The organism is uncultured Polaribacter sp., assembly GCF_947503855.1.
In the GTDB taxonomy this organism is placed as follows: Bacteria; Bacteroidota; Bacteroidia; order Flavobacteriales; family Flavobacteriaceae; genus Polaribacter.
The window spans coordinates 1-23,763 of record NZ_CANNFF010000013.1 but is presented as its reverse complement, the minus strand read 5'-3'; the positions used below and the strand labels follow the sequence as shown (position 1 = coordinate 23,763).

General features: G+C 31.0%; 23 protein-coding genes. 6 read left to right on the top strand and 17 right to left on the bottom strand.

Annotated elements, in window-relative coordinates; all coding sequences use genetic code 11:
* Window positions 1-19: 19 nt before the first annotated feature.
* Window positions 20-1,561: an aldehyde dehydrogenase family protein gene (locus Q0662_RS11215; RefSeq protein ID WP_298949780.1), complete on the top strand. Its 1,542-nt coding sequence runs from the start codon at window positions 20-22 to the stop codon at window positions 1,559-1,561.
* Window positions 1,562-1,622: 61 nt separating this feature from the next.
* Here Q0662_RS11215 and atpG read toward each other — a convergent pair whose 3' ends face one another.
* The 17 genes from atpG to trxA all read right to left on the bottom strand — a co-directional run bounded on the left by atpG (window position 1,623) and on the right by trxA (window position 15,525).
* Entirely contained in the window at window positions 1,623-2,489 is an 867-nt protein-coding gene (gene atpG / locus Q0662_RS11210; RefSeq protein WP_298949778.1) for an ATP synthase F1 subunit gamma, read from the bottom strand.
* A gap of 68 nt (window positions 2,490-2,557) precedes the next feature.
* On the bottom strand, window positions 2,558-4,135 hold the full coding sequence (atpA, locus tag Q0662_RS11205) for a F0F1 ATP synthase subunit alpha (RefSeq protein ID WP_298949777.1): 1,578 nt from the start codon (window positions 4,133-4,135) through the stop codon (window positions 2,558-2,560).
* Between the two features lie 76 nt (window positions 4,136-4,211).
* Window positions 4,212-4,769 carry an ATP synthase F1 subunit delta gene (gene atpH, locus Q0662_RS11200; RefSeq protein ID WP_298949775.1) on the bottom strand — a complete coding sequence of 186 codons (558 nt, stop codon included), beginning with the start codon at window positions 4,767-4,769 and terminating at the stop codon, window positions 4,212-4,214.
* Between the two features lie 6 nt (window positions 4,770-4,775).
* Window positions 4,776-5,273, bottom strand: a complete 498-nt coding sequence (locus tag Q0662_RS11195; RefSeq protein WP_298949773.1) for a F0F1 ATP synthase subunit B — start codon at window positions 5,271-5,273, stop codon at window positions 4,776-4,778.
* An 80-nt stretch (window positions 5,274-5,353) separates the two neighbouring features.
* On the bottom strand, window positions 5,354-5,542 hold the full coding sequence (gene atpE, locus Q0662_RS11190; RefSeq protein WP_053973883.1) for an ATP synthase F0 subunit C: 189 nt from the start codon (window positions 5,540-5,542) through the stop codon (window positions 5,354-5,356).
* Between the two features lie 71 nt (window positions 5,543-5,613).
* Window positions 5,614-6,744, bottom strand: a complete 1,131-nt coding sequence (gene atpB / locus Q0662_RS11185; protein WP_298949771.1) for a F0F1 ATP synthase subunit A — start codon at window positions 6,742-6,744, stop codon at window positions 5,614-5,616.
* A gap of 79 nt (window positions 6,745-6,823) precedes the next feature.
* Window positions 6,824-7,213 carry a DUF6168 family protein gene (locus Q0662_RS12055; protein ID WP_367181304.1) on the bottom strand — a complete coding sequence of 130 codons (390 nt, stop codon included), beginning with the start codon at window positions 7,211-7,213 and terminating at the stop codon, window positions 6,824-6,826.
* The gene (locus Q0662_RS11180) at window positions 7,206-7,424 is read right to left on the bottom strand and encodes an AtpZ/AtpI family protein (RefSeq protein ID WP_298949769.1); all 219 of its coding nucleotides are present in this window, start codon (window positions 7,422-7,424) and stop codon (window positions 7,206-7,208) included. Before Q0662_RS11180 ends, Q0662_RS12055 begins: the two co-directional genes overlap by 8 nt.
* Entirely contained in the window at window positions 7,390-7,815 is a 426-nt protein-coding gene (locus Q0662_RS11175) for a polymer-forming cytoskeletal protein (protein WP_298949767.1), read from the bottom strand. The genes Q0662_RS11180 and Q0662_RS11175 overlap by 35 nt, the downstream gene beginning before the upstream one ends.
* A gap of 2 nt (window positions 7,816-7,817) precedes the next feature.
* Complete coding sequence (locus Q0662_RS11170; protein ID WP_298949765.1) at window positions 7,818-10,049, bottom strand: tetratricopeptide repeat protein; 2,232 nt, start codon at window positions 10,047-10,049, stop codon at window positions 7,818-7,820.
* Window positions 10,050-10,138: 89 nt separating this feature from the next.
* The gene (locus Q0662_RS11165; protein ID WP_298949763.1) at window positions 10,139-10,834 is read right to left on the bottom strand and encodes an ABC transporter ATP-binding protein; all 696 of its coding nucleotides are present in this window, start codon (window positions 10,832-10,834) and stop codon (window positions 10,139-10,141) included.
* A gap of 11 nt (window positions 10,835-10,845) precedes the next feature.
* A complete protein-coding gene (locus tag Q0662_RS11160) occupies window positions 10,846-12,312 on the bottom strand; it encodes a DUF5687 family protein (RefSeq protein WP_298949761.1) in 1,467 nt (488 codons plus the stop codon).
* Between the two features lie 48 nt (window positions 12,313-12,360).
* Complete coding sequence (locus Q0662_RS11155; protein ID WP_298949759.1) at window positions 12,361-13,068, bottom strand: hypothetical protein; 708 nt, start codon at window positions 13,066-13,068, stop codon at window positions 12,361-12,363.
* A 10-nt stretch (window positions 13,069-13,078) separates the two neighbouring features.
* Window positions 13,079-13,780 carry a hypothetical protein gene (locus tag Q0662_RS11150; protein WP_298949757.1) on the bottom strand — a complete coding sequence of 234 codons (702 nt, stop codon included), beginning with the start codon at window positions 13,778-13,780 and terminating at the stop codon, window positions 13,079-13,081.
* Entirely contained in the window at window positions 13,777-14,436 is a 660-nt protein-coding gene (locus tag Q0662_RS11145) for a hypothetical protein (protein WP_298949755.1), read from the bottom strand. Before Q0662_RS11145 ends, Q0662_RS11150 begins: the two co-directional genes overlap by 4 nt.
* Window position 14,437: 1 nt before the next feature.
* Window positions 14,438-14,776 (bottom strand): PadR family transcriptional regulator, encoded by a 339-nt coding sequence (locus tag Q0662_RS11140; protein WP_298949753.1) that lies wholly within the window; start codon window positions 14,774-14,776, stop codon window positions 14,438-14,440.
* Between the two features lie 389 nt (window positions 14,777-15,165).
* Window positions 15,166-15,525: a thioredoxin gene (gene trxA, locus Q0662_RS11135; RefSeq protein ID WP_298949751.1), complete on the bottom strand. Its 360-nt coding sequence runs from the start codon at window positions 15,523-15,525 to the stop codon at window positions 15,166-15,168.
* 149 nt (window positions 15,526-15,674) lie between these two features.
* On the opposite strand from trxA, the gene Q0662_RS11130 reads away from it, so the two are divergent.
* The 5 genes from Q0662_RS11130 to Q0662_RS11110 all read left to right on the top strand — a co-directional run bounded on the left by Q0662_RS11130 (window position 15,675) and on the right by Q0662_RS11110 (window position 23,531).
* Window positions 15,675-17,834 (top strand): prolyl oligopeptidase family serine peptidase, encoded by a 2,160-nt coding sequence (locus Q0662_RS11130; protein WP_298949749.1) that lies wholly within the window; start codon window positions 15,675-15,677, stop codon window positions 17,832-17,834.
* A 94-nt stretch (window positions 17,835-17,928) separates the two neighbouring features.
* Entirely contained in the window at window positions 17,929-20,001 is a 2,073-nt protein-coding gene (locus tag Q0662_RS11125) for a M13 family metallopeptidase (protein WP_298949747.1), read from the top strand.
* 285 nt (window positions 20,002-20,286) lie between these two features.
* On the top strand, window positions 20,287-21,207 hold the full coding sequence (locus tag Q0662_RS11120) for an ABC transporter ATP-binding protein (RefSeq protein WP_298949745.1): 921 nt from the start codon (window positions 20,287-20,289) through the stop codon (window positions 21,205-21,207).
* A 604-nt stretch (window positions 21,208-21,811) separates the two neighbouring features.
* Window positions 21,812-23,110, top strand: coding sequence for a hypothetical protein (locus Q0662_RS11115; protein ID WP_298949743.1), 1,299 nt, complete (start codon window positions 21,812-21,814; stop codon window positions 23,108-23,110).
* Window positions 23,111-23,114: 4 nt separating this feature from the next.
* Complete coding sequence (locus tag Q0662_RS11110) at window positions 23,115-23,531, top strand: hypothetical protein (RefSeq protein ID WP_298949742.1); 417 nt, start codon at window positions 23,115-23,117, stop codon at window positions 23,529-23,531.
* Window positions 23,532-23,763: the final 232 nt, after the last annotated feature.

The window sequence follows — 23,763 nt, the reverse complement described above, 5'->3', positions numbered from 1 at the left end:
ACAAAAACCACTCAGCAAAATGAATAATTTTGGAATACAAGAAACCTTGCAACAATTAGGTATAAAAGACATAAATAATGGAACATCTACGGGTTCTAATAATTTTTCTAACGGAGAAATTATAGAAAGTTTTTCGCCTGTAGATGGTAAATTGATAGCAAAGGTAAAAACAACCACCAAAGAAGATTATGAACAAGTGATGGAGGCTGCTGGTAAAGCATTTTTATCTTTTAGGGATATGCCTGCTCCACAAAGAGGCGAGATTGTGCGTCAATTTGGTAATAAGTTGAGAGATTTAAAAGAGCCTTTAGGCAAATTAGTTTCTTACGAAATGGGGAAATCTTTGCAAGAAGGCTATGGTGAGGTTCAAGAAATGATTGATATCTGCGACTTTGCAGTAGGTTTGTCTCGTCAGCTAAATGGACAAACAATTCCGTCTGAAAGACCAGGTCATGTTATGAGAGAACAATGGCATCCAATAGGAGTTGTTGGTATTATTTCTGCCTTTAATTTTCCAGTGGCAGTTTGGGCTTGGAACACAGCTTTAGCATGGATTTGTGGTGATGTTTGTGTTTGGAAAGCCTCTGAAAAAACCCCTTTGTGTGCAGTAGCTTGCCAAAATATTATTGCAACAATTTTAAAAGAAAACAACTTGCCAGAAGGAATTTCTTGCATTATAAATGGCGATTATAAAGTAGGTGAAATGATGACGAGTGATACTAGAGTTCCATTAATTTCTGCTACAGGGTCTTCTAGAATGGGACGAATTGTGGGCGCAAAAGTAGCCCAACGTTTTGGAAAATCTCTATTAGAATTGGGTGGTAATAATGCCATTATAATTACACCAACAGCCGATTTAAAAGTGGTGGTTCCTGGTGCTGTTTTTGGTGCTGTGGGTACTTGTGGCCAAAGATGTACCTCTACAAGAAGGTTAATTATACACGAATCTGTATATGATAAAGTACGTGACGCTATTGTTGGTGCTTACAAACAAATAAAAATTGGGAATCCTTTAGATGAAAATAATCATGTAGGTCCGTTAATTGATAAAGATGCTGTAAACACCTATTTAAAAGCCATAGAAAAGGCAAAAGAAGAAGGTGGAACTGTTTTAGTTGATGGTGGTGTTTTAAATGGAGATGGATACAATTCTGGCTGTTATGTAAAACCAGCAATTATAGAAGCCGAAAATCATTTTGAAATTGTACAACACGAAACGTTTGCTCCTATTTTATATGTGATGAAATATTCTGGGAACATAGAAAATGCCATTGCAAAACAAAATGGTGTTGCCCAAGGTTTATCGTCTGCAATTATGACCAATGAATTAAAAGAAGCCGAAAAATTCTTGTCTTATGCAGGTTCAGATTGTGGAATTGCCAATGTAAATATTGGTACTTCTGGAGCAGAAATTGGTGGTGCTTTTGGGGGCGAAAAAGAAACTGGTGGTGGACGAGAGTCTGGCTCTGATGCTTGGAAGGTTTATATGAGAAGGCAAACAAATACAATAAATTATTCTGATGAACTGCCTTTAGCACAAGGTATTAAGTTCGATTTGTAAGAAAAAAAAGAGGCTGAAAATTCAGTCTCTTTTTTTATATTATAGCTTAATTTTAATTTTTTTAATTATTCAAAGCTTCTGCTCCACCAACAATCTCTAAGATTTCGTTAGTAATTGCAGCTTGTCTTGCTTTGTTATACGTTAATAACAATTCGTCTCTTAATTCTGTTGCATTGTCTGTTGCTTTGTGCATTGCAGTCATACGAGCACCATGTTCTGAGGCAAAACTGTCTCTTAACGCTTTGTATAATTGTGTTTTTAAAGACTTTGGTATTAAAGCTTCTACGATTTCTACTTTAGAAGGCTCAAAGATATAATCAGAATTTACTGCTGTTGCATCACCACCTTCAATTGGTTTAATGGGTAGGAATTGTTCTACTTGAGGAATCTGAGTCGCAGCATTTTTAAATTGGTTGTATATAATTTCAATTCTATCATACGTGCCATCTACATACATTCCCATCAACTTTTCTGCTACAGCTGCTGTATTATCAAAAGTTAAATCATCGTATAAATCGTTTCTTGTAGCTACAAGGTTATGTCCTTTAGATAAAACGTCTGCTCCTTTTTTACCAATAGAGAATATTTCTACAGAAGTATTTACATATTTTTCTTTAATTGTTTTTACAACTTCTTTGGTAATTGAAGAGTTAAAACCACCACATAGACCTCTGTTAGATGTAACAACTACTAATAATACTTTAGAAACCTCTCTTTGCTCAGAATATGCACCACCAGCATCACTATCTAAAGTTGCACTTAAATTTTGCAACAATTCTGTTAATTTAGATGAATAAGGCCTCATTGCTACAATTGCATCTTGTGCTTTTTTTAATTTTGCAGCAGACACCATTTTCATAGCAGATGTAATCTGCATTGTAGATTTGATAGAGGTAATTCTATTACGTATTTCTTTTAAGTTTGCCATTCTTCAGTTGTTAGTTATTAGTCTTTAGTTTTTAGTACTAGTGTCTAAAAGCTATAAGCTAACGTCTATTATGCAAAATGCTTCGTTATTTCTGCAGCTGCTGCCTCTAATGTTGCAGTAGCTTCGTCTGTTAATTTACCAGATTTTAAAACATCTAACGTATCTCTATGTTTTGTGTTTAAGTAATCAATATATTCTTTTTCGAACTTTTTAACTTTGTCTACAGGTACATCTTTTAACAAGTTTTTAGAACCTGCATAGATAATTGCAACTTGGTCTTCTACAGCAAAAGGATCGTTTTGTGCTTGTTTTAAAATTTCAACATTACGTTGTCCTTTAGAAATTACACTCATGGTTGCAGCATCTAAATCTGAACCAAACTTAGCAAATGCTTCTAATTCTCTAAATTGTGCCTGGTCTAATTTTAAAGTACCAGATACTTTTTTCATTGATTTAATTTGAGCGTTACCACCAACACGTGATACAGAAATCCCTACATTAATTGCTGGACGTACACCAGAGTTAAATAAATCTCCATCTAAGAAAATTTGACCATCTGTAATAGAAATTACGTTTGTTGGTATATAGGCAGATACGTCACCTGCTTGTGTTTCGATAATTGGTAGTGCAGTTAAAGAACCTCCACCTTTTACAATTCCTTTAATAGAATCTGGTAAATCGTTCATTTCGCTTGCAATTTTATCGTCATTAATAACTTTTGCAGCTCTTTCTAATAATCTAGAGTGTAAGTAAAATACATCTCCTGGATATGCCTCACGTCCTGGAGGTCTTCTTAATAATAAAGAAATTTCACGGTATGCGACTGCTTGTTTAGATAAATCATCATAAATAATTAAAGCTGGTCTACCTGTATCTCTAAAATATTCTCCAATTGCAGCTCCAGCAAATGGTGCATATACTTGCATTGCTGCAGGATCTGATGCATTGGCAGCTACAATAGTTGTGTAAGCTAAAGCGCCTTTTTCTTCTAACATGTTTGCAATAGCAGCAACTGTAGATGCTTTTTGCCCAACTGCAACATAGATACAATATACTGGCTCTCCAGCATCAAAAAATTCTTTTTGATTTAAAATTGTATCAATAGCTACTGTTGATTTACCTGTTTGACGATCTCCAATAATCAACTCACGCTGACCTCTACCTACAGGAATCATTGCATCAATAGATTTAATACCTGTTTGTAATGGTTCTGTTACAGGCTCTCTGTAGATTACACCAGGGGCTCTTCTTTCTAATGGCATCTCGTATGTAGTACCAGTAATTGGTCCTTTACCATCTATAGGACTACCTAATGTATCTACAACTCTACCTACAATACCTTCACCTGCTCTTAAAGAAGCAATACGTTCTGTACGTTTTACTGTAGAACCTTCTTTTATAGAAGTAGAAGCACCTAATAATACAACACCTGCATTGTCTTCTTCTAAGTTTAATACAATACCTTCTAAGCCGTTTTCGAATTCTACTAATTCTCCATACTGTACATTAGAAAGACCATAAACACGAGCAATACCATCACCTACTTGTAAAACGGTTCCTACTTCGTTTAAAGTAGCTTTTGCTTCGAAATTTGTTAACTGTTGCTTTAAAATTGCTGATACTTCAGCTGGTTTAATACTTGCCATTTTTAATTGCTTTAAGCTTTTTGCCATATGCTTTAGGCTAAAGCTTACTGCTTAGAGCCTAATGCGTATTGCTTAATTATATTTTTGGAACGTAATGACTGTTGTCAAATTCCTTTTTCAATTCGTTTAAATAATTAGAGATACTTGCATCATACTGCACATCTCCAACACGTAAAATAAAACCTCCTAAAATTGCTGGGTTTATTTTGTTTTCTAAGTTTGCTTTGTCTCCTGTTAAAGAAACAATTTTATCTAAAACTTGTTGCTCTACTTCTTTTGTTAAAGGTACTGCTGTTGTTACAGTGGCTACTTGTGTATGCTTTAAATGATCGTATACAATAGCGTATTGTTTTGCAACACTATCTAGCATCGTTATTCTTTTATTATCTTCTAATAAATGAAATAAACCCAATGTGATGTTATTTACTTTACCATCAAACAATGCGTTTAAAACATTCATTTTATCTGAAGACTTTACAATAGGGCTTTTTAACATTACTTCTAACTCACTATTTTCTGCAATAATAGAAGTAATTAAAGACATATCTGTATTTACTGCAGCTTCTGATTTAGAATCTGTTGCAAGATTTAAAATTGCTTTTGCGTAACGTAATGCTGCTCTTGCGTCTTTCATTTCTTTTTAGTTTAAAGTAACATCTTTTAAGATTCCTTCTACCAACTCTAATTGGTCTTTCTTATTAGATAATTCTTTTTTAATTACAGATTCTGCAATACCTATAGATAATTCTGCTACGTTTTTCTTTAACGCTGCTAACGCTGCTTGTTTTTCTTGTTGGATTGAAGCTTGTGCTGTTTCTATTAACTTGGTAGTTACTTCTTTTGCATCTTGTTTTGCATCTGCAATAATTTTATCGCTAATTTCTCTAGCTTCTTTCATCATTGCTTCTCTTTCAGCTCTAGCTTCTTTTGCTAATCTTTCGTTATCTGCAGTTAAATTTTGCATTTCTTTACGTGCATTATCTGCGGCGGCTAAAGCGTTTTCAATACCAGATTCTCTTTCTTCTAAAGAGTTTAATATTGGTTTCCAAGCAAATTTCTTTAACAGCACTAATAAAACAATAAGAATAACCAATTGTAGTGCAAATAAACCTACTGAAAAATCATTAAAAATATCCATAATATTATTTTTTGTTGTCTAATTTTAAAAAACACATCTATAACCAACCGTTATAGATGCATTTTTGTTTCTGTATCAGATTATTTACCTAAAAGTAAAGCACCAAACGCTAAACCTTCTAATAATGCTCCAATAATGATCATCGCTGTTTGGATCTTACCTGCTGCTTCTGGTTGACGCGCAATACCTTCCATTGCTTTACCACCAATTTGACCAAGTCCGATTCCTCCTCCGATTACGATTAATCCTGCTCCAATTAAATTGTACATACTAATTGATTTTAAATATATTAATTAAACAAACTCTAATTCTAATTTATTATTATCTAGATTACTCTAGTTTAATGGTGCTCATGTTCTTCTACAGCCATTCCAATAAACAATGCGGATAGCATTGTGAAAATAAATGCCTGTAAAAAAGCTACTAATACCTCTATAACCGTTAAAAATAAGGTTAAGAAAAATGAGATTCCTGTCGCACCAACAGTTCCAAATTCAGCTTTTAATAATAACATCAAAGCGGCAATACCCATCACAACAGAGTGACCCGCTGTAATATTGGCAAATAAACGTACCAATAAAGAAAATGGCTTTATTAATAAATATCCTGCTAATTCTAATACAGCAAGTATTGGTCTTAACAATTTTGGTACTCCTGGCATCCATAAAGTATGCATCCAAAAATCTTTACTACCATTGCTTATGTATATTATTAAAGTGAAAATTGCTAAACAAACTGTGATTGCGATTTGACCTGTAACATTAAAACCTATAGGAGTTAATCCCATTAAATTTAGTATCCATATGAAAAAAAACACCGTTAATAAATAAGGCATAAACTTTTTATATTTTTTTTCACCAATATTTGGTCTCGCTATTTCGTCTCTAACGTATAAAACAAGGGGTTCTAAAGCACGCCCCAAACCTGTGGGTATTGCTTTAGATTTATATTGTTTTGCTAATTTAGAAAACCCAAAGAAAATTAAAAAGGCCGCTATTAAAATTCCAACAACACTTTTAGTAATAGAAAAATCTAAAATTTTGTGAGCGTTTTTTGCATGGTGTGTTTCATCAAAAGATACTTGAGTAGCCCCATTATCTAGTTCGTATATCTTAGAGTGGATTTTAGCTAGTTTTAAACCATCTTTCTCTACGATTACATGACCATCATCATTATGATGAAATTCAGAAGACATAAAAGTTACTAAACCTTTACTAGTCCATACAATTACTGGTAATGAAAAACCAACATGTTTTCTTTCTCCAGCATCTGAAGTGTAGGAAAACAAAGAAAAATCATGAGAATCTGCTAAATGATGTTTAATGTAGTCATTAATTTCTTGCTTCGTATTTACACGACCACCATCGTTTTGGTTGTCTGTTTTGTTAGATTCTGAAGCAAAACTAAGCGTTGTAAAAAGGCTTATTGCTACTATTGTAAGAAACTTGATAGATTTTTGTGCAATCTTCATTATAAAAATACGCTTTCTAAATTCGGCGCAAAGGTATGCAATAATTCAAAAATACAAACCTTTTTTTTTTAATTATTTACTATTCTTTTAACTTGAGTATTTTTAAAACAAAAATTATTTCTGTTAATAAAAAAATAAATAGTGGTATAATTAGGGCTCCTTTTTCTGGTAGATTAAAGGTTTCTCTTGTAAATATAGGGTTATAAAAAAATATAGAAAACAAAACTAACTTTATAAGTAGGATGCCTAAATAGATAAAACCTAGTTGAGGAAAAAGTTTATCAACAGTAGAAACTACTCTTAAATTTATACAAACGATACCCGAAAATAAGGCATGAAAAAGATATATTTTTTCTAGGGAAAAGGAAAGGTTTGCACTTAAATTCTCTAAAAGAAACTGGTGTGTATAAAAACCTGTTAAAAATAAAACACCAAAAACTATAATATAGGTAAAAATATCTTTATTCATTAATTTTATTGGCTTGTTTAACTAACAAATACATGGTTAAAAAGATAGCCAAAAGTGTCATTGTTTCTGTTAAAAAAGTTAATTTAAAAACACCATCTAACCATTTGCCTAATAAAAAACCTAAATAAATGGTTACCCCCATTTGTAAACCAGCACCAGATAGTGCAATGGCTTTGTTAAGCGGTTTTTTCTGAGGCTTTTTTTGTTTCATTATCTTTATTTAATTCTTTTAATGCACCTTTCATTGCACAAGTTGCATTAAACGTTGCGCCTGGTTCTATAGATAATTTACCAATGGTTACATCTCCAGAAATATTTGCAGTGGATTTAATAGTTAAAGTATTTGCTACAGATAATTGTCCAGAAAATTTACCTTCTATATCTGCATTTGTAGATTCTACATTCCCTTTAATAATACCTTCTGAACCAATAATTACACGTCCTTTGGTTTTTAAAGTACCTTCTAGAGTGCCGTCTATTCTAAAATCTCCTTCAGAATTTATATCTCCAACAAATGTGGTGGTTTTTGCAATTACATTTCTTTCCATGGTTCTTGGTTTATTTTTTTGCATTTCTTCTTTTTTTTCTTTTTTACTAAACATAACTATTTACTTAATTGTTTAAGAATTTCTGTTGCCATTTTTCCTTCTTCTGTATTTCCATAGTTAACTGCAACAAATTCTAAGGCTTTTGAATAGGTTTTTTTATCTAGGTATTTTCCTATTGCGTAGGCTTTTAAAAGTTCAAATTTAGGTTTTAATTTTGAACTTGCAAGTGTGGGTAGTAAATCATTCACTTTTACAAGTACCTCTTTGTAATTTTTTTCTTTCTTATAAATGTAATATAATTCTTTATAGGTTTTTTCTACTTCTGTAACCCCTTGATCTTCTTCTATCTTTTTATTTGGATTTTTAATGATTTGCGCAAAAACAGTTTTTGGATAATCGGTAAGAATGGTGTTTTTATAACTGTTTGCTTTATTTGTTTCTCTTAGACTTTTATGTATTTGATACAAATGCCAATTTATAGGCAATACTAATTCTTTTCTAGGGTTTAAACTGGCTACTCTTTCTAAACGATTTACAGCTAAGTTAAGGTCTTTAAATTGTTCTTTGTATATTAAACCTAATTCGTATAAAGCCTGATTTCTATCTATTTTTAAAGTGTCTATATTTTCTTTATTTGTAGGAATTTTATCTAAATAACTTGCTAAGTCGTATCTTAAATCTTTGGTTTGTACCACTGCAGAATCTTTTTCTGTACTACCAAAGTTAACCGTAGAAGACCAACGCCATTTGTCTGCTAATTTTCTATCTCCCCAAATTTTTCTAAATTCGGTTTTACCAAAACCTATAGATTGATTGTTATAAAAATACCACTTCCCTTTGTTTGTTGCTTGCAAAGAACTTGTGTTATTGGCACCAAAAGCAATTTGATTCAACCTTAATTGTGCATCTTCTTTATCTTTCTTTTTAATACGATCTATATAGTTTTGAAAAAATTCTTCTTGTCCTTTTTTGGGCAAAGAGACTATCTTTAAAATACTATCGTTTTTAGCTACTAAATTTTCGAATTTAATCAAAGAAGCTAAATTTCTATGTTTTCTTTTTACTCTTCGTATTCTTAAATCTAAGGTATCTGTAGTTACTTTTAAAACACTATCATAGTAAGAACTAGCAACTAGATAATTAGAATTTTTAAAGTAGAGATTCCCTAAGTTTTCGTAGGTAAAACTTTTTTGTTTGTCTGAACCGTTTTTTGCTCTTAAAGATTTGTTGTAAAACTCTTTTGCCTGTCTAATACTATCGTACTTTTGATGGGTTAAACCTACTTGGTAATATAGCTGATCTAAGTAAGGTCTGTTTTCTCTTTTTTCTATCAGCTTTCTTAATCTTTTTAAAACCGAAGAAGATACAGAATCATTTGAAGCATTTTTTGCCAATTCTATAACCGAATGTATTTTGTATTTGTAAGGTGCCTTTTTAAAATTGCTGAGCTTGTTAAAAACAATAGTTGCTGAATCTTTTTTGTTTTCTTTCGCATAAATTTGCCCTAAAACAAACATATTTCTTGCAGCCTGAGCTTTATTTTCTTGTGTTCTTGTGGCTAATTGTAAATGTTTTTTTACTTTTTGAAGACTGTCTGCTTTCATGTAAGCCATAGCCAAAGCTGTGTGCCCATTTTCTTTTAACTCGTTAGATAAATCAGATTCTAAAGTATCTTTTACATCTAAAAGTAACTTCATAGATTCTATAGCAAACTCTTCATTATCCATTCTAATGTTTGCTTTAGCACGCCAAATTTTGGTTTCTGCTATTAAGTTTGCATTTGGATAATTGGCAATTACATAATTAAAGGCTTCTATTGCCGGTATAAAACGTTGCGAATAATAACGAGATTTTCCCAACAATAAATAAGCATCATCTATTTGACGGTTTCTCTCTAATCCATTGATATTCATGCCGTGCTTTTGAATCGATTTAACGGCTTTTTCTTCGGCAATATCAAAAGGTGTAGATGCTTTTTTGGTTTCTTCTTGTTCTGCCGGCCTACCAAAACCTGCACCTGGGCCATTACTTTTAAAAACGGGTACTGCAATTTTACGGTCATCAAACTCTATAGGTTCTATAACCAATTGTTGAAACCAATCGTCTTTATAACTATCTCTAATACCTTGTAACCCTTTTTCAAAGGCCTCTTCTCCATTAAAAAGAATGTTGAATTTGGTGGTTAAAACATGATAGTTTCTATTAATAACAGTATCTTTTCTTGTGCTACAAGCGTGTAATACTCCTAAAAGAAGAGTAAAAACTAGTATTTTTTTAATGTGCTTCATAAAACTAAAAACTCTTACTTACAACTAATTTCTTTTGAAAATAGTATAAATAAGAGTGTAAAAATAGTAATAAATTAAGAATAACGACTTTATAGCGCAAAATAGCTTTCTAATTCTTTTAAAGTTTCTGTTGATGTTTGGATGTCTTTTACTACTTGACCTTTGTCTAAAACCACAATACGCTCACAAACCTCGGTTACATGAGTTAAATCATGACTAGAAATTAGTACCGTAATTTCTCTGTTTTCAGTTAATTTTTTTATAATTTCCTTTAAACGGATTTGTGTTGTTGGATCTAAGTTTGCAAAAGGTTCATCTAAAATTACTACCTGCGGATTTCCCATCATTGCAGCAGCAATACCTGCTTTTTTCTGATTTCCTTTACTTAAATCTCTTAAATATTTTTTCTTTCCTATAATTTCCCCATTAAAAAACTCATCAAACTGTGCTAAAAAACTGGTTACGTCTGCTTTGTTCATACCACGTAAATCGCCTATAAAATCGAAATATTCTTCTGGTGTTAAGTAACCAATTAAAAAAGATTCGTCTATAAAAGAACCTGTAAAGTTTTTCCATTCTTCACTTTTACTTACCACAATATCATGATTGGTAATTGCGCCAGATGTTGGTCTAATTAAATCTAATAAAATATTAAAATAAGTGGTTTTTCCTGCGCCGTTATTTCCAACTAATCCAAAACTTTGCCCTGTAGGAATCTCTAATGCAGCTATATTTAAAACTTCTGCTTTTCCGTATTTTTTTGAAATTTCTGTAGTTTGTATCATAGTTTTGTGTTTTAATTTTCTTGTTTAAAAGCGTGAATCATTATGTACTTAGAAGCATGATATTTTTTGGTTATTACCAACATTAATTTTTTATGCAATGCAATGCCAATAAAACCTAAAACCGCCAAAGTAATTGTAGCTGTCTCAAAACCTATTTGCCAATTTAATAAGGCAAAAAGACCCATTGGAATAACCATTAAAGGGATACCAATTAACCATTGTACAGCGCCTGTGCCTTGATAATTAAAAGCAGCTTTTTCATCTAAATTTATTCTTTTTCTATTAAAAGAACCTCCATACATAATTACATGTGTATTTACACCCACATTGTAAATTGCAGCAGCAAAATGTACCAGTAGAATTTTCCAGCCAAAGTAAACATAAGGTATCCCTAAAACGAATAAAATAATTACACTTGCACACATTAAAGTAAATTTAGAGGTTAAATAACGTTCGTACTTAAAATTCTGACTCATTAGCATGTTGTAATAAACACTATCCCAAGCAGGTATAAATTGACCAAAATTTATTAAAAAAGCACCTGTTGAAAAAATACCTACAAAAGCAAATAAAAATTCTTTGTCTGCATACAGGGGTTGTGGATAAAAGAATAAACCATATAATAAACCTATAATAAGAATAAATAAAGAGGATTTTGTTCTCTTATTTCTTGTGATTAATCGCAGATCGTTTTTCATAAACGGAGCCAAATCTCCAAACCTGTTTAACCAAGATAAATCTGATGAATTTGCTTCTTTTACTTTAATTGCAATGGCCTCATCTAAGTATACTTGACTTCTTAATTGTTTGTAGTTTAACTGATATAAAACCACAAGTAAAATAATACTAACTAAACTGTAAATAGGATTCTGATAAATAAAGTCGAAACCTTGCCCAACATAACCTGCTAGATTGAAAATTTCGTAACGCTGAACCAAAAATCCACCTAATAAAATGGCTATCATAAACCCAAAAGCAATATTATTTTTATTGACTAAGAAATTTAAAAAGTTGATACTTTGTACAAGTAAAATCATTAAAAATAACCATCCTAAAACACCATTTGTATCATAACCTTCTTTTATCAATACCACTGAAAAAGGAATGTAAAAAAACAAACTCATAATATTAAAAAATGAAAATGATGATTTTACCAATACGTAATTGACAATGGTTTTCTTTTTAATAGGTAAAAGTAACAATGGTTTAATATTCATTACTGGAAGTTTCTGCATGAGGTACCGAAAAATCAAATCGCCAGTAATGGCAAATAATAAAAATGAATTGACCACAACTAAAGGGTCTTTTTCTGGATACATTTCTTTTATCGCAAAAAAGCCACCAAATCCCATCCCTAAAAATATGAGTATAAAATACACAGCAAAAAACCCAATTAAAATTTTAGCACCCATACTTTTACCAAAAGCAGCAGATCTAAAAAATTGTTTCCATTCTAACTTTAAAAAATGTGAAATCATACGTTGGTTATTTTGTTCTAGTAATGTGTAGTTTAAATGTAAAATTTGTTACAAATTTTTTACTAATTTATATTCTGGGTATGTTTCTTGTAACAATTCTTGGGCTTTTTGAGGTAAAACATAATTTGAAACGTAAAAAATAATACATAAAAATGTTATTACTGATGAAATTAGTAAGTGCCAATAGACATTCAAGTTAGAAAATTCAAACCTAGTTAAATTGATGAAATTGAATAAATTGATAAATGTAAAACCTGTAAAACCGTTTTTAGTAGTTCCAAGCATTGCTTCTAAAAGAAATATTTTTTCATCTTTTTTTTCTTTTTGTTTGTGCTCTTTTCTTATCCTGTTAACTGCAATCATCTCAAATGTTATTAATATTAAAAGTGTTGCTAAAAAAAGATACTCTGAATATGGAATCTGAAAAGCAAAAAAGAAACCAAGAAAAATAAGCATTGTTGTTACTACTTTAGGTAGTGTAAACCATTCTTTTGTAAAGCGCCAAATAATTTTCCAATAACGCTTGTTCATTTGTTTTTGTTTGGCTTCAATAACATCCATAAAACCAAAAATGCCAAATTTTTTAAACGATTTATCTCTGGCTTGTTCAAAGGTAATTTTTGGGTATTCTTCACAAATTTGCTCAATATCGTTGGCCAAATGATCTACCAATTCTGTTTGTACATCATAATGATATACATAATGTTGTCTTGTAAATTTGTATAGGTTTTCTATTTGTATTTCTGATAATTTCATCAATAAAAAATTAAACGAATTTATATTCTGGGTATGTTTCTTCTAGTAACTGTTCTGCTTTTTTGGGAATTATCACTAAAGTTACATATCCAAAAATAACCAAAATAGTTAGTAAAATAGCTGAAAAAACACGCCTAAAATCGCCCATTGCTAAAAAGTCTTTTGTATTGTTGGGTAAGAAAAAATCAAACATATAAAAAAATATAATTACAGAATTACCAATTCCATTCATATGAATTACATCTTTAAACATCCACTTTTTTTGCGTTATTTTAAATTGTTGTTTTGCTTTTCTTTTATTGTCGATTAAAACAATTAATTCTAAAACAATTACAACACCATAAATGGTTGCGTATATATAATACCCATTTTGCAATTCTTGAATTTTATAAAAGGCAAAAAGTAGAAAAAAAGTCAATATTATTTTTGGCAAACGAAACCACTCTTTGGCAAACTTAAAAATAACCTTAAAGTACTTTTTTGTCATTTGCCTTTGCTTCTTTTCTACAACATCCATAAAACCAAAAATGCCAAATTTTTTAAACGATTTATCTCTAGCTTGTTCAAAGGTAATTCTTGGATGTTCCTCCCAAATTTGCTCTATATCATTAGCCAAGTGATCTACCAATTCTGTTTGCACATCATAATGTTCTACATAATGTTGTCTTGTAAATTTGTATAGGTTTTCTATTTGTATTTCTGATAATTTCATGTCTTTGAAATTTGATATTTTGTAACTACTTCTTTGTGTTTTTTGAAGAAGTGATGACAAATGTACACTACTGTAAAACCAGCACAAACAAAGCCTGTAAACACAGGGTTCATTTCACCATTTTCTTTAAAAACACTTCCAACAAAAACGGCTAACACTAAAAATATTGTTCCAAAAAATTGGGTTTTTAAAATAAAACTATAGGTTGTTTTTTGTTTAAGTTGAATTATTTTAAAAATAATAAAGCCTATATAAATTAGCATAGAAAATGTAAAACCCAATAAAAATCCATTTATAGAATTTGCAAAGCCTTTAGAAACTTGTATTGGTATTACTTTTAAAAATGCAACTGGTAAAATATATGCAGCTAAATATAAAAAGTAGAAGTATTTAAACTGCTTTACTGCTTTGTTTACAACAATTTTAGAATTGGAATACAACATACCAAAAAAGAAACTAGAGGTTTCTCTAAAATGTTTTTCCCAACGTATTTTAACTCTTGCAAAAGCCTCTTCAAATGTATTGCCTTTTTGCATAAAATTTTCAACATCAGAAATTATATGATCTAAAATTTCATCTTTTAAATCTATAAAATCGAAGTTTTTAGATGCTAAATAGTCTTGTACATTTTCTATTTCTTTTGTTGTTAATTCCATACTAATCGAAGCTAAATTTAGGGTTTACCAAATGCTGCATGGTTTTTAAAAACTCCTGCATTTCTTCTAACTTGTTGGCAGTTTCTTTAGTGCCACTTTCGGTTAATTTGTAATATTTTCTTAGTCGATTTCCCACTTTTGCAACCTCTACATCTAACAAACCATCTGCTTCTAACTTGTGTAAAGCTGGGTACAAAGCACCTTCTGTAATTTTTAGTTCGCCTTTTGTGAGTTCTTTTACTTTTTGGGTAATTTCGTATCCATACATTTTATCGTTGGTTGCTAACAACTTTAAAATAATGGTTTGTAAAGAACCTTTGTATAATTTCTGATTTCCCATTTTGTTGATGTGTAATCGATTAATTGTTGAAATGTGTAATTGTTTTCCTGTAACTTCGAGTAATTTCGATTTTTTTTTAATCGAAATTGTATCGAGAAGTCTTATGTGTTCTCGATACAAATTTGTTAAGCTACGCTTACTATCTTCAATAAAAATGTATTTTTATTTCAATAATTTTTCAAAATCACTCAAGGTGACATTTTAAATTTGTCTATGCAACTCGCATCAAATATACATAATTTTTTGATGCATAGAAATCTTATGTATTAATATTTAACAAAAAAATCCTGAAAAGTTAACTCTTCAGGATTTTTTATAAATAAGATTCCTGCCTACGCAAGAATGACAATCTTGAGTATTTTCCCCTTTGGAGGATTAAAGGTTTTTTTTTACTTCTTCACTTTTAAAACATCAGCAATTACCCTTTCTAACTCCGCTTTTGGTAAGGCTCCATTTGCCATTTGTGGCTGCTCATCTACTGGGCAAAACAACATAGAAGGTATACTTCTAATACCAAATGCTGCAGATAATTCTTGTTCTGCTTCAGTATCAATTTTATAGATATTTATTTTACCATCATATTTTTCTGAAAGTTGCTCTAAAATGGGTGCTAACATTTTACATGGCCCACACCAATCTGCATAAAAATCTATTAATGCTGGTTTGTCTCCTTCAAATTTCCATTCCTTATTTTCTTCAAAGTTAAATACCTTTTTTAAAAAGCTATCTTTTGTTAAATTTTCTGTCATAATAAATAATTTTCACAAAAATAGTCGTTTTTATTTGCTTCAAATTGCAAATCAACATCAATATGAAATTACAAACGTTAAAAAATGTTAAATAACTGACAATATGTTAAATAACATCTAATTTTGATATAAATCAAATTTTATTACTCATGAAAATAAAAATCATTTTACCTGTTCTTACAGCAAGTGTTATTTTAGCATCTTGTTCTAAAGAAATGAAACAAAGAAATATAGACGTGAATTATCCTGAAACTATAAAAAAACCAGTTGTAGACACCTTATTTGGAACTGCTGTAACAGACAATTACAGATGGTTAGAAGACGACAGAAGTACAGAAACAGAAGCTTGGGTAAAAGCAGAAAACGAAGTTACTTTTAATTACTTAAGCAAAATTCCTTACAGAGAACAATTAAAATCTCGTTTGTCTGAATTATGGAATTATGAGAAGGTTGGTAGCCCTTTTAAAGAAGGTGATTACACGTATTTTTATAAAAATGACGGTTTACAAAACCAATATGTGGTTTATCGTAAAAAAGAGGATGGTGATGCAGAAGTTTTCTTAGATCCAAATACATTTTCTGATGACGGTACAACCTCTTTAGGTTCGTTAAGTTTCTCTGAAGATGGAAAAACAGCTGCATACGCTATTTCTGAAGGTGGTTCTGATTGGAGAAAAATAATTGTAATGGATGTCCGTTCCAAAACCATTAAAGAAGATACTTTGGTTGATGTAAAATTCTCAGGAATTTCTTGGTACAAAAACGAAGGTTTTTACTATTCTAGTTACGACAAACCGAAAGGAAGTGAATTGTCTGCCAAAACAGATCAACACAAATTGTATTATCACAAATTAGGTACATCTCAAAAAAATGATGCAGTTATTTTTGGCGGAATTCCATCAGAAAAACACAGGTATGTTAGAGGTTATGTAACAGAAGATAACCGGTACTTAGTTATTACCGCCTCTGTTTCTACTTCTGGAAACAAGTTATTCATCAAAGATCTATCAAAATCAAATAGCAAATTAGTTACAATTTTAAGTGATGTTAAAAGTGATACCTATATCATTGCCAATAGAGAAAGTAAACTCTATTTAGTTACCAATTTAGATGCACCCAATCAAAAAGTAGTTACAGTTGATGCTACTAATCCTACCCCAAAAAACTGGCAAGATTTTATACCGGAAACAGAAAATGTATTAAGTCCTTCAACTGGTGCAGGTTATTTCTTTGCAGAATATATGGTAGATGCAGTTTCTAAAGTATTACAATATGATTTTGATGGAAAATTAATTAGAGAAGTAAAATTACCAGGAGTAGGCTCTGCTGGAGGTTTTGGAGGAAAAACAAAGGCAACTGAATTGTACTTTTCGTTTACCAATTACAACACCCCAAGTTCTTTGTATAAATTTAACCCAAAAAAAGGTACATACAAATCATACTGGAAACCTTCAGTTGATTTTAAAGCTGACGCTTACACAAGTAAACAAGTGTTTTATACCTCTAAAGACGGCACAAAAGTTCCGATGATTATCACCCATAAAAAAGGGGTAAAATTAAATGGTAAAAATCCAACGATTTTATATGGTTATGGAGGTTTTAATATCAGTCTAACACCAAGTTTTAGTATTGCCAATGCTGTTTGGATGGAACAAGGGGGTATATACGCAGTTCCTAATTTACGTGGTGGTGGAGAATATGGTAAAAAATGGCATGATGCAGGTACACAACTTAAAAAGCAAAATGTTTTTGACGATTTTATTGCAGCTGCAGAATATCTAATTCAAGAAAAATACACATCCTCAGAATATTTAGCTATTAGAGGTGGCTCAAATGGAGGCTTATTAGTTGGTGCAACAATGACGCAAAGACCAAAGTTAATGAAAGTAGCATTACCAGCTGTGGGTGTTTTAGACATGTTGCGTTATCACACATTTACAGCAGGTGCAGGTTGGGCTTACGATTATGGCACAGCAAATGATAGCAAAGAAATGTTTAATTATTTAAAAGGATATTCACCTGTACACAACGTAAAAAAAGGTACAAAATACCCAGCAACTTTAGTAACCACAGGAGATCATGATGATAGAGTTGTGCCAGCACACAGTTTTAAGTTTGCAGCAGAGCTTCAAGAAAAACAAGCTGGCAAAAATCCTGTTTTAATTAGAATAGAAACCAATGCGGGCCACGGAGCAGGTACACCCGTTGCTAAAAGCATAGAACAATATGCCGATATTTTTGGTTTTACTTTATACAATATGGGTTTTAAAAAATTACCAAATCCGCCAAAAAATAAAATAAAAGGTTAAAATTTGTAACAAATACAAATAAAGTTAACCAATTATAAGGCATTTAAAATGCTAGAAAAAGAGTGAAATAAATATTCAAATCAAAAACAGTCAAATGAAAACAATTAAAAAAGTTTTTTTTACAACTGCAATTGCCACATTAACTTTTGTTGGATGTAAAGAAGAAAAATCAGCAGAAACTGCAGGCATCGTTTTAGAAAACATGGATACTTCAGTAAAACCAACAGACGATTTTTTTAAACACGTAAACGGAAACTGGTTAAAAAACACAAAAATTCCAGACGATAGAACTTCTTGGGGTGGTTTTGGCGAGTTGCGTAAAAAAACAGATGCAGATGTTTTAAATATCCTAAACCAAGCCATTGCAGAAAGAGATTTTCCAAAAGTTAAAGATGCCAAAGGAAACGAAATAGATTCTGACCAAGAAAAAGCAGTAAACTATTACCAAACTATTATGGATACTGTTGCCAGAAACAAACAAGGCAAAGCACCAGTATTGCCTTTTTTAACAAAAGTAGACGAAATTAAAACCAAAAAAGATGTAGAAAATTACATAACGAACATGGCCCCTTATGGCGGAGGTGGTTTTTACGGTTTTGGTGTTTTTAACGATTTAAAAAACAGTAGCCAATATGCAGGTTATTTAGGCGCTGGTTCTTTAGGGATGACTAGAGATTATTATGTAGATGCTAAAGTAGCAGATAAGCTAGCAAAATACGAAGAGTTTGTAGCTAAAATGTTACAAGAGTTTGGTGATGATGCAGCTACAGCCAAAAAGAACGCAGCAACCATTGTTGCTTTCGAAAAAAGTTTGGCAGAACCAATGATGACCAAAGAAGAAAGAAGAGATACCCGTAAAATGTACAACCCAATGACGGTTGCACAACTTACAAAATTGGCTCCAGCAATCAATTGGAAAGCACATTTAACAGGTATTGGTGTAGCAGATTTAGACAATGTTATTGTTACAGACCCTGGTTATTTTAAAGCCATGAGTTCTATTTTTAACAATCGTTCTGTGGCAGACATTAAATTATTATTACGTTGGAACACCATTAACAGTGCTTTAAGTAGTTTATCTACAGATTTAGAAAAAGCAAATTGGGAGTTTTACAGCAAAGAAATGAGTGGTGCTAAAAAACAACGCCCAAGAGACGAACGTGCTTTAGGTAATTTAAATGGTGCTATTGGCGAAGCTTTAGGAAAATTATATGTAGAAAAAATGTTTCCGCCAGAAGCCAAAGCCAAAGCCAAAGAAATGATAGACAATGTAATGCTAGGTTTCGAAAAACGAATTGCTCAATTACCTTGGATGAGTGAAGAAACAAAAACAAAAGCCTTAGAAAAATTACACAAATTAACCGTTAAAATTGCCTACCCAGATGTTTGGAAGGACTATTCAGAATTACAAGTAAAAGGTTTAGAAGAAGGTGGTTCTTATTTTGAAAACGCTATAAATGTTACCAAATGGAACTACAATAAGAATATGGCAAAATTAGGAAAAGAAGTAGACAGAACAGAATGGGGTATGTCTCCACAAACTGTAAATGCTTACTTTAATCCTGTAAATAACGAAATTGTTTTTCCAGCAGCAATTTTACAACCTCCTTTTTACAACTATAAAGCAGACGAAGCTGTAAATTATGGTGGAATTGGAGCAGTTATTGGTCATGAAATTTCTCATAGTTTTGATGATTCTGGAGCACGTTTTGATGGTGACGGAAATCTAAAAAACTGGTGGACAGACAAAGATGCAGAAGAATTTAAAAAAGCAGGTAAAAAACTAATCGATCAATTTAGTACAATTGTTGCTATAGACAGTATGAAATTGAATGGAGAATTTACACTGGGAGAAAATATTGGAGATTTAGGGGGTGTACAAGCAGCTTACGAAGGTTTACAAATCTTTTTAGATAAAAACGGTAGACCTGGTAAAATAGATAATTACACACCAGAACAACGTTTTTTCCTATCTTGGGGTACCATTTGGAGAACCAAAATGCGTGATGAAGCACTAAAAAACAGAATTATGACAGACTCACACGCTCCTGGAATGTACAGAGCTTACATGCCTCTTAAAAATGTAGACGCATTTTACCAAGCATTTAACGTACAACCTGGAGATAAAATGTACTTAAAACCAGAAGACAGAGTAAGAATCTGGTAAAAACACATTGTCTTTAAGTATTTATCAATATACTTTAGAAATTAGCAAAAACCGATGCGAAAGTGTCGGTTTTTCTTGTCTTAGCTTTTATACATTTGGGCGTTCCCTTTCAGGTCGCGCTTTACGCTGTATCTTTTTGTAAAAACAAAAAGGATGCCGCTACAATCGCTAACGCAGGCTTACTTGGCAACGTCCTGTCATTCCTGCGAAGGCAGGAATCCATACAAACGCAATTTATAGATTCCTGCCTTCGCAGGAATGACAAAGAAACCTTACTTTTGCTACATGCTAAAAGTCGAAAACATCTCTTTCAATTACACCAAAAACAAACCTGTTTTACAAAACTTTACATTCTCTGTAAAGCAAGGAGAACACTTATGTATTATGGGCGAAAGTGGTTGTGGAAAATCGACACTTTTAAAAACAATTTATGGTTTACTAGACTTGCAAAAAGGAACTATTTTTTGGCATGATGAACAAGTTTTAGGTCCAGAATTTAATTTGGTACCCGGTTTTGAAAAATTTAAATATGTAGCACAAGATTTCGATTTGATGCCCTACATTTCTGTATCCGAAAACATCAAAAAACACCTTTCAAGATTTTATCCAGAAGAAAGCGAAAAACGTACGCAAGAACTCCTAGAAGTTATAGAAATGACTGCCTTTAAAAACACCAAAGTAAAAAACTTAAGTGGTGGCCAAAAACAACGCGTTGCTATAGCTAGAGCTTTGGCAAAAGAACCCCAATTATTGCTGCTAGACGAACCTTTTGGACAAATAGACAACTTTAAAAAAAATGGTTTAAGGCGTAAGTTATTTAGTTATTTAAAAGAAGAAAATATTGCTTGTATTGTGGCTACTCACGATAAAAATGATGCGCTTTCCTTTGCAGACAAATTACTTGTTATTAAAAAAAGTAACATTTTGGTACACAATGCTCCAAAAGAAGTTTACAACCATCCAAACTCAACATATGTGGCGGCTTTGTTTGATGATGTTAATGAAATAACCATAAACGGAAAAACGGTTTTGTTATATCCGCACCAAATTAAAATTGCAGAAACATCAGACTTAAAAGCAACAGTAAAAAACACTTATTTTAAAGGTTCTTATTGGTTAATAGAAGCTGATTTTGATGGGCAAATAGTCTTTTTTAATCATTTTTCAGACATCAAAAAAGGAGAAGAAGTTTTACTGTCTTTATAACTTATTAGAATGTGCTGCTATACATTTTGTTTGAGTATAAATTTATTTAAACAACGTCATATTTAAGTAAACATTACTTCTTCACCAATATTCGCTTAATTTCATTCAATTTCATAAGCGCTTCAATAAATGTTAAGATATCTATATTTGGAGCTAAAATTTCTTTTGCTAGCTTTTTCATTTTTTAAACCTTCTTTTTTTGTGTAAAAAACACCAAAATATAAAACCTTGATTATCATTTATTTAAAAACTTTGTATCCCTGAATTCAGGGATAAATATCCCTGGATTCAGGGATGCCAAAATATCCCTGAATTCAGGGATTGACAACATCGTTTTTAGGGTTTATTTTTACAAGAGAAAAGATAACCCACTTTATAAACGGGATATAACAACTTTTTATTTGTTTATAAAGAGTTGTGCAACATAAAACCAAAATTACGGTCGAAAAAGGGTTGACCTCCCAAAATCGGAAAATGTGAAAGTTGAAACCGAAGTAAAATAAAAAGTAAAACGAGCTACGAAAATCGAAAGAGTAGAAAATTATTATAAATCTGAAAAAGTCTTTCAATAAAAAATAAAAAGCTTTTTCCAAAAAAAATTAAAATGAAACATTTATTAAAAATAACATTCGTTATATTTACATTAATTTTCTTGTCTTGCAGTCAAGAAAATGAGCACGAATTAATAACGGAAAGTACTCTTATTGATAGTGAGTTAAAAAAGGATTTCAAAGATTTTGCTTTAATTATATCTGAATCTTTAAAAGATGAAAATGTAATAAATTATATACTTACAGAATCATCTAAAAGGTTTGATGGAGATTATGATATCTTATTAGCAAAAGATTTTTCTAAAAATAATTTTGCTAAATCAGAAAAAGAAAATGTTAATTTAAAAACATTACTTGAAAACAATTTAAATAAAGGGAAACTTAAAAGTAAAAATGCTAAATCTAAAAATTTAGATACTTATTTTAGTGAACTATTGGAAAAATACCCTACTATACAAATTTCTGTTCCAAATTATAGTTCTTCAAATACTTTAAGAAAAGGTTCATCAGTAATAAAACCATTAGTAGCTTATGCTAATGATAATGAAGAGTCTATAACTGCATTTGATGAATTTGGTAATTCTCAAAAATTAACAAATGATAATATTCCAACAAGACCAGTTATTGTAATTTCAAAAAGTGAAAGAGTTGTAGCATTAAATGATAGTGAACAATCTGAATTGTCTTATTACCACAGAAATTTTCCTTGCTTTCAAGAAATGTCAATAGAAAGTAGAGAAACTAACAATGATTTAAGGTATTATAGATTATATAGAGATGATTGTGGAATATATGCAGGTGGTGGTTCTGGAAGTGGTTCTGGCGGAACTACTAACACAATTGACAGAGATAATAATAGCAATGAAGACAATTTGTTTAGAGTTAGATTTAATAGTATGAAAGATAAAAGAAAGTATGAATCTTGGTGGTATGGAGATGCTGAAGTAATGGTTAAAGTTGTCTTTGCTAAAAATAGTTCTGGAGTGTCATTATTTGAAACTACTACAAAAATGATTAATCACGGTTTTATTAAAACTAAATGGTGGGGTGAATCATTTACTAAAGATAATAACGTAAATATTCCTATTGTATATTGGGAAACAAGTATTTACGGTGATAGAATGAAGTATATGTTTTACGAAATAGATGATAGAGGAAAAACTGGTAAAGTTGAAACTTCAATTACTACAAAATTAGATGACAATACAAGTACAACAGTAAAAGGTAGTTTCGACAAAAAAGAAAAAGATTTATTTATGGGGGATGTAATTGTGAATTATAAATCAAAAACTAAAGGAGAAGGAACTAAATTCAATACAGGGTCATTTTCTTGTTGGATTAATCAAAAATAAAAATATGAAAAAATTAATATTTATATGTTATCTATTTTTAGCTACATTAAATTCATTTGGGCAATTTAAAATTAGTGCTTATACTGAAAACTATTTTGGTTTAGAATTAAATTTATCAAAAAAGATAAGTACAGAATTAAGATTTAAAGCAAATAATATTGGAGAGGAATTTAGAAATGAAACAATTGTTTTTTATGACCTTTTTAATAAAAGCTATTATCAATTTAAACTAGGATTAGGAGTTGATTATAGATTATTTGAACCTGATGGTTTAGACAGTTTTATTTTTCCTTTTCAATTTGAAATAAAACCTTTTGAAAAATATAAATTTATATCTTTTGTATTTGAACCCTCAATTGTTTCAGAGCTGGAATCTAACACCTACTTTAGAAGCCTAATTGGAATAAAAATAGAGTTATAAAAATTACGTTGCACAACACCGTATAAAAAAAATTGCTATTAAAAGCCAACTTATGAAAGTTCTCGCAAACTTTCTAGTTGGCTTTTATTTGTTAACTTAACTGCTTAAACCACGCAACTTTCCTTATACAAACACGTTAGTAAAAACTAAAAAACTGTACTTTCCTGAAATAGGTTGACTAAAAATTCATCAATTAATGATAGTCACTTATGAAAAATCAAAATGAACACTG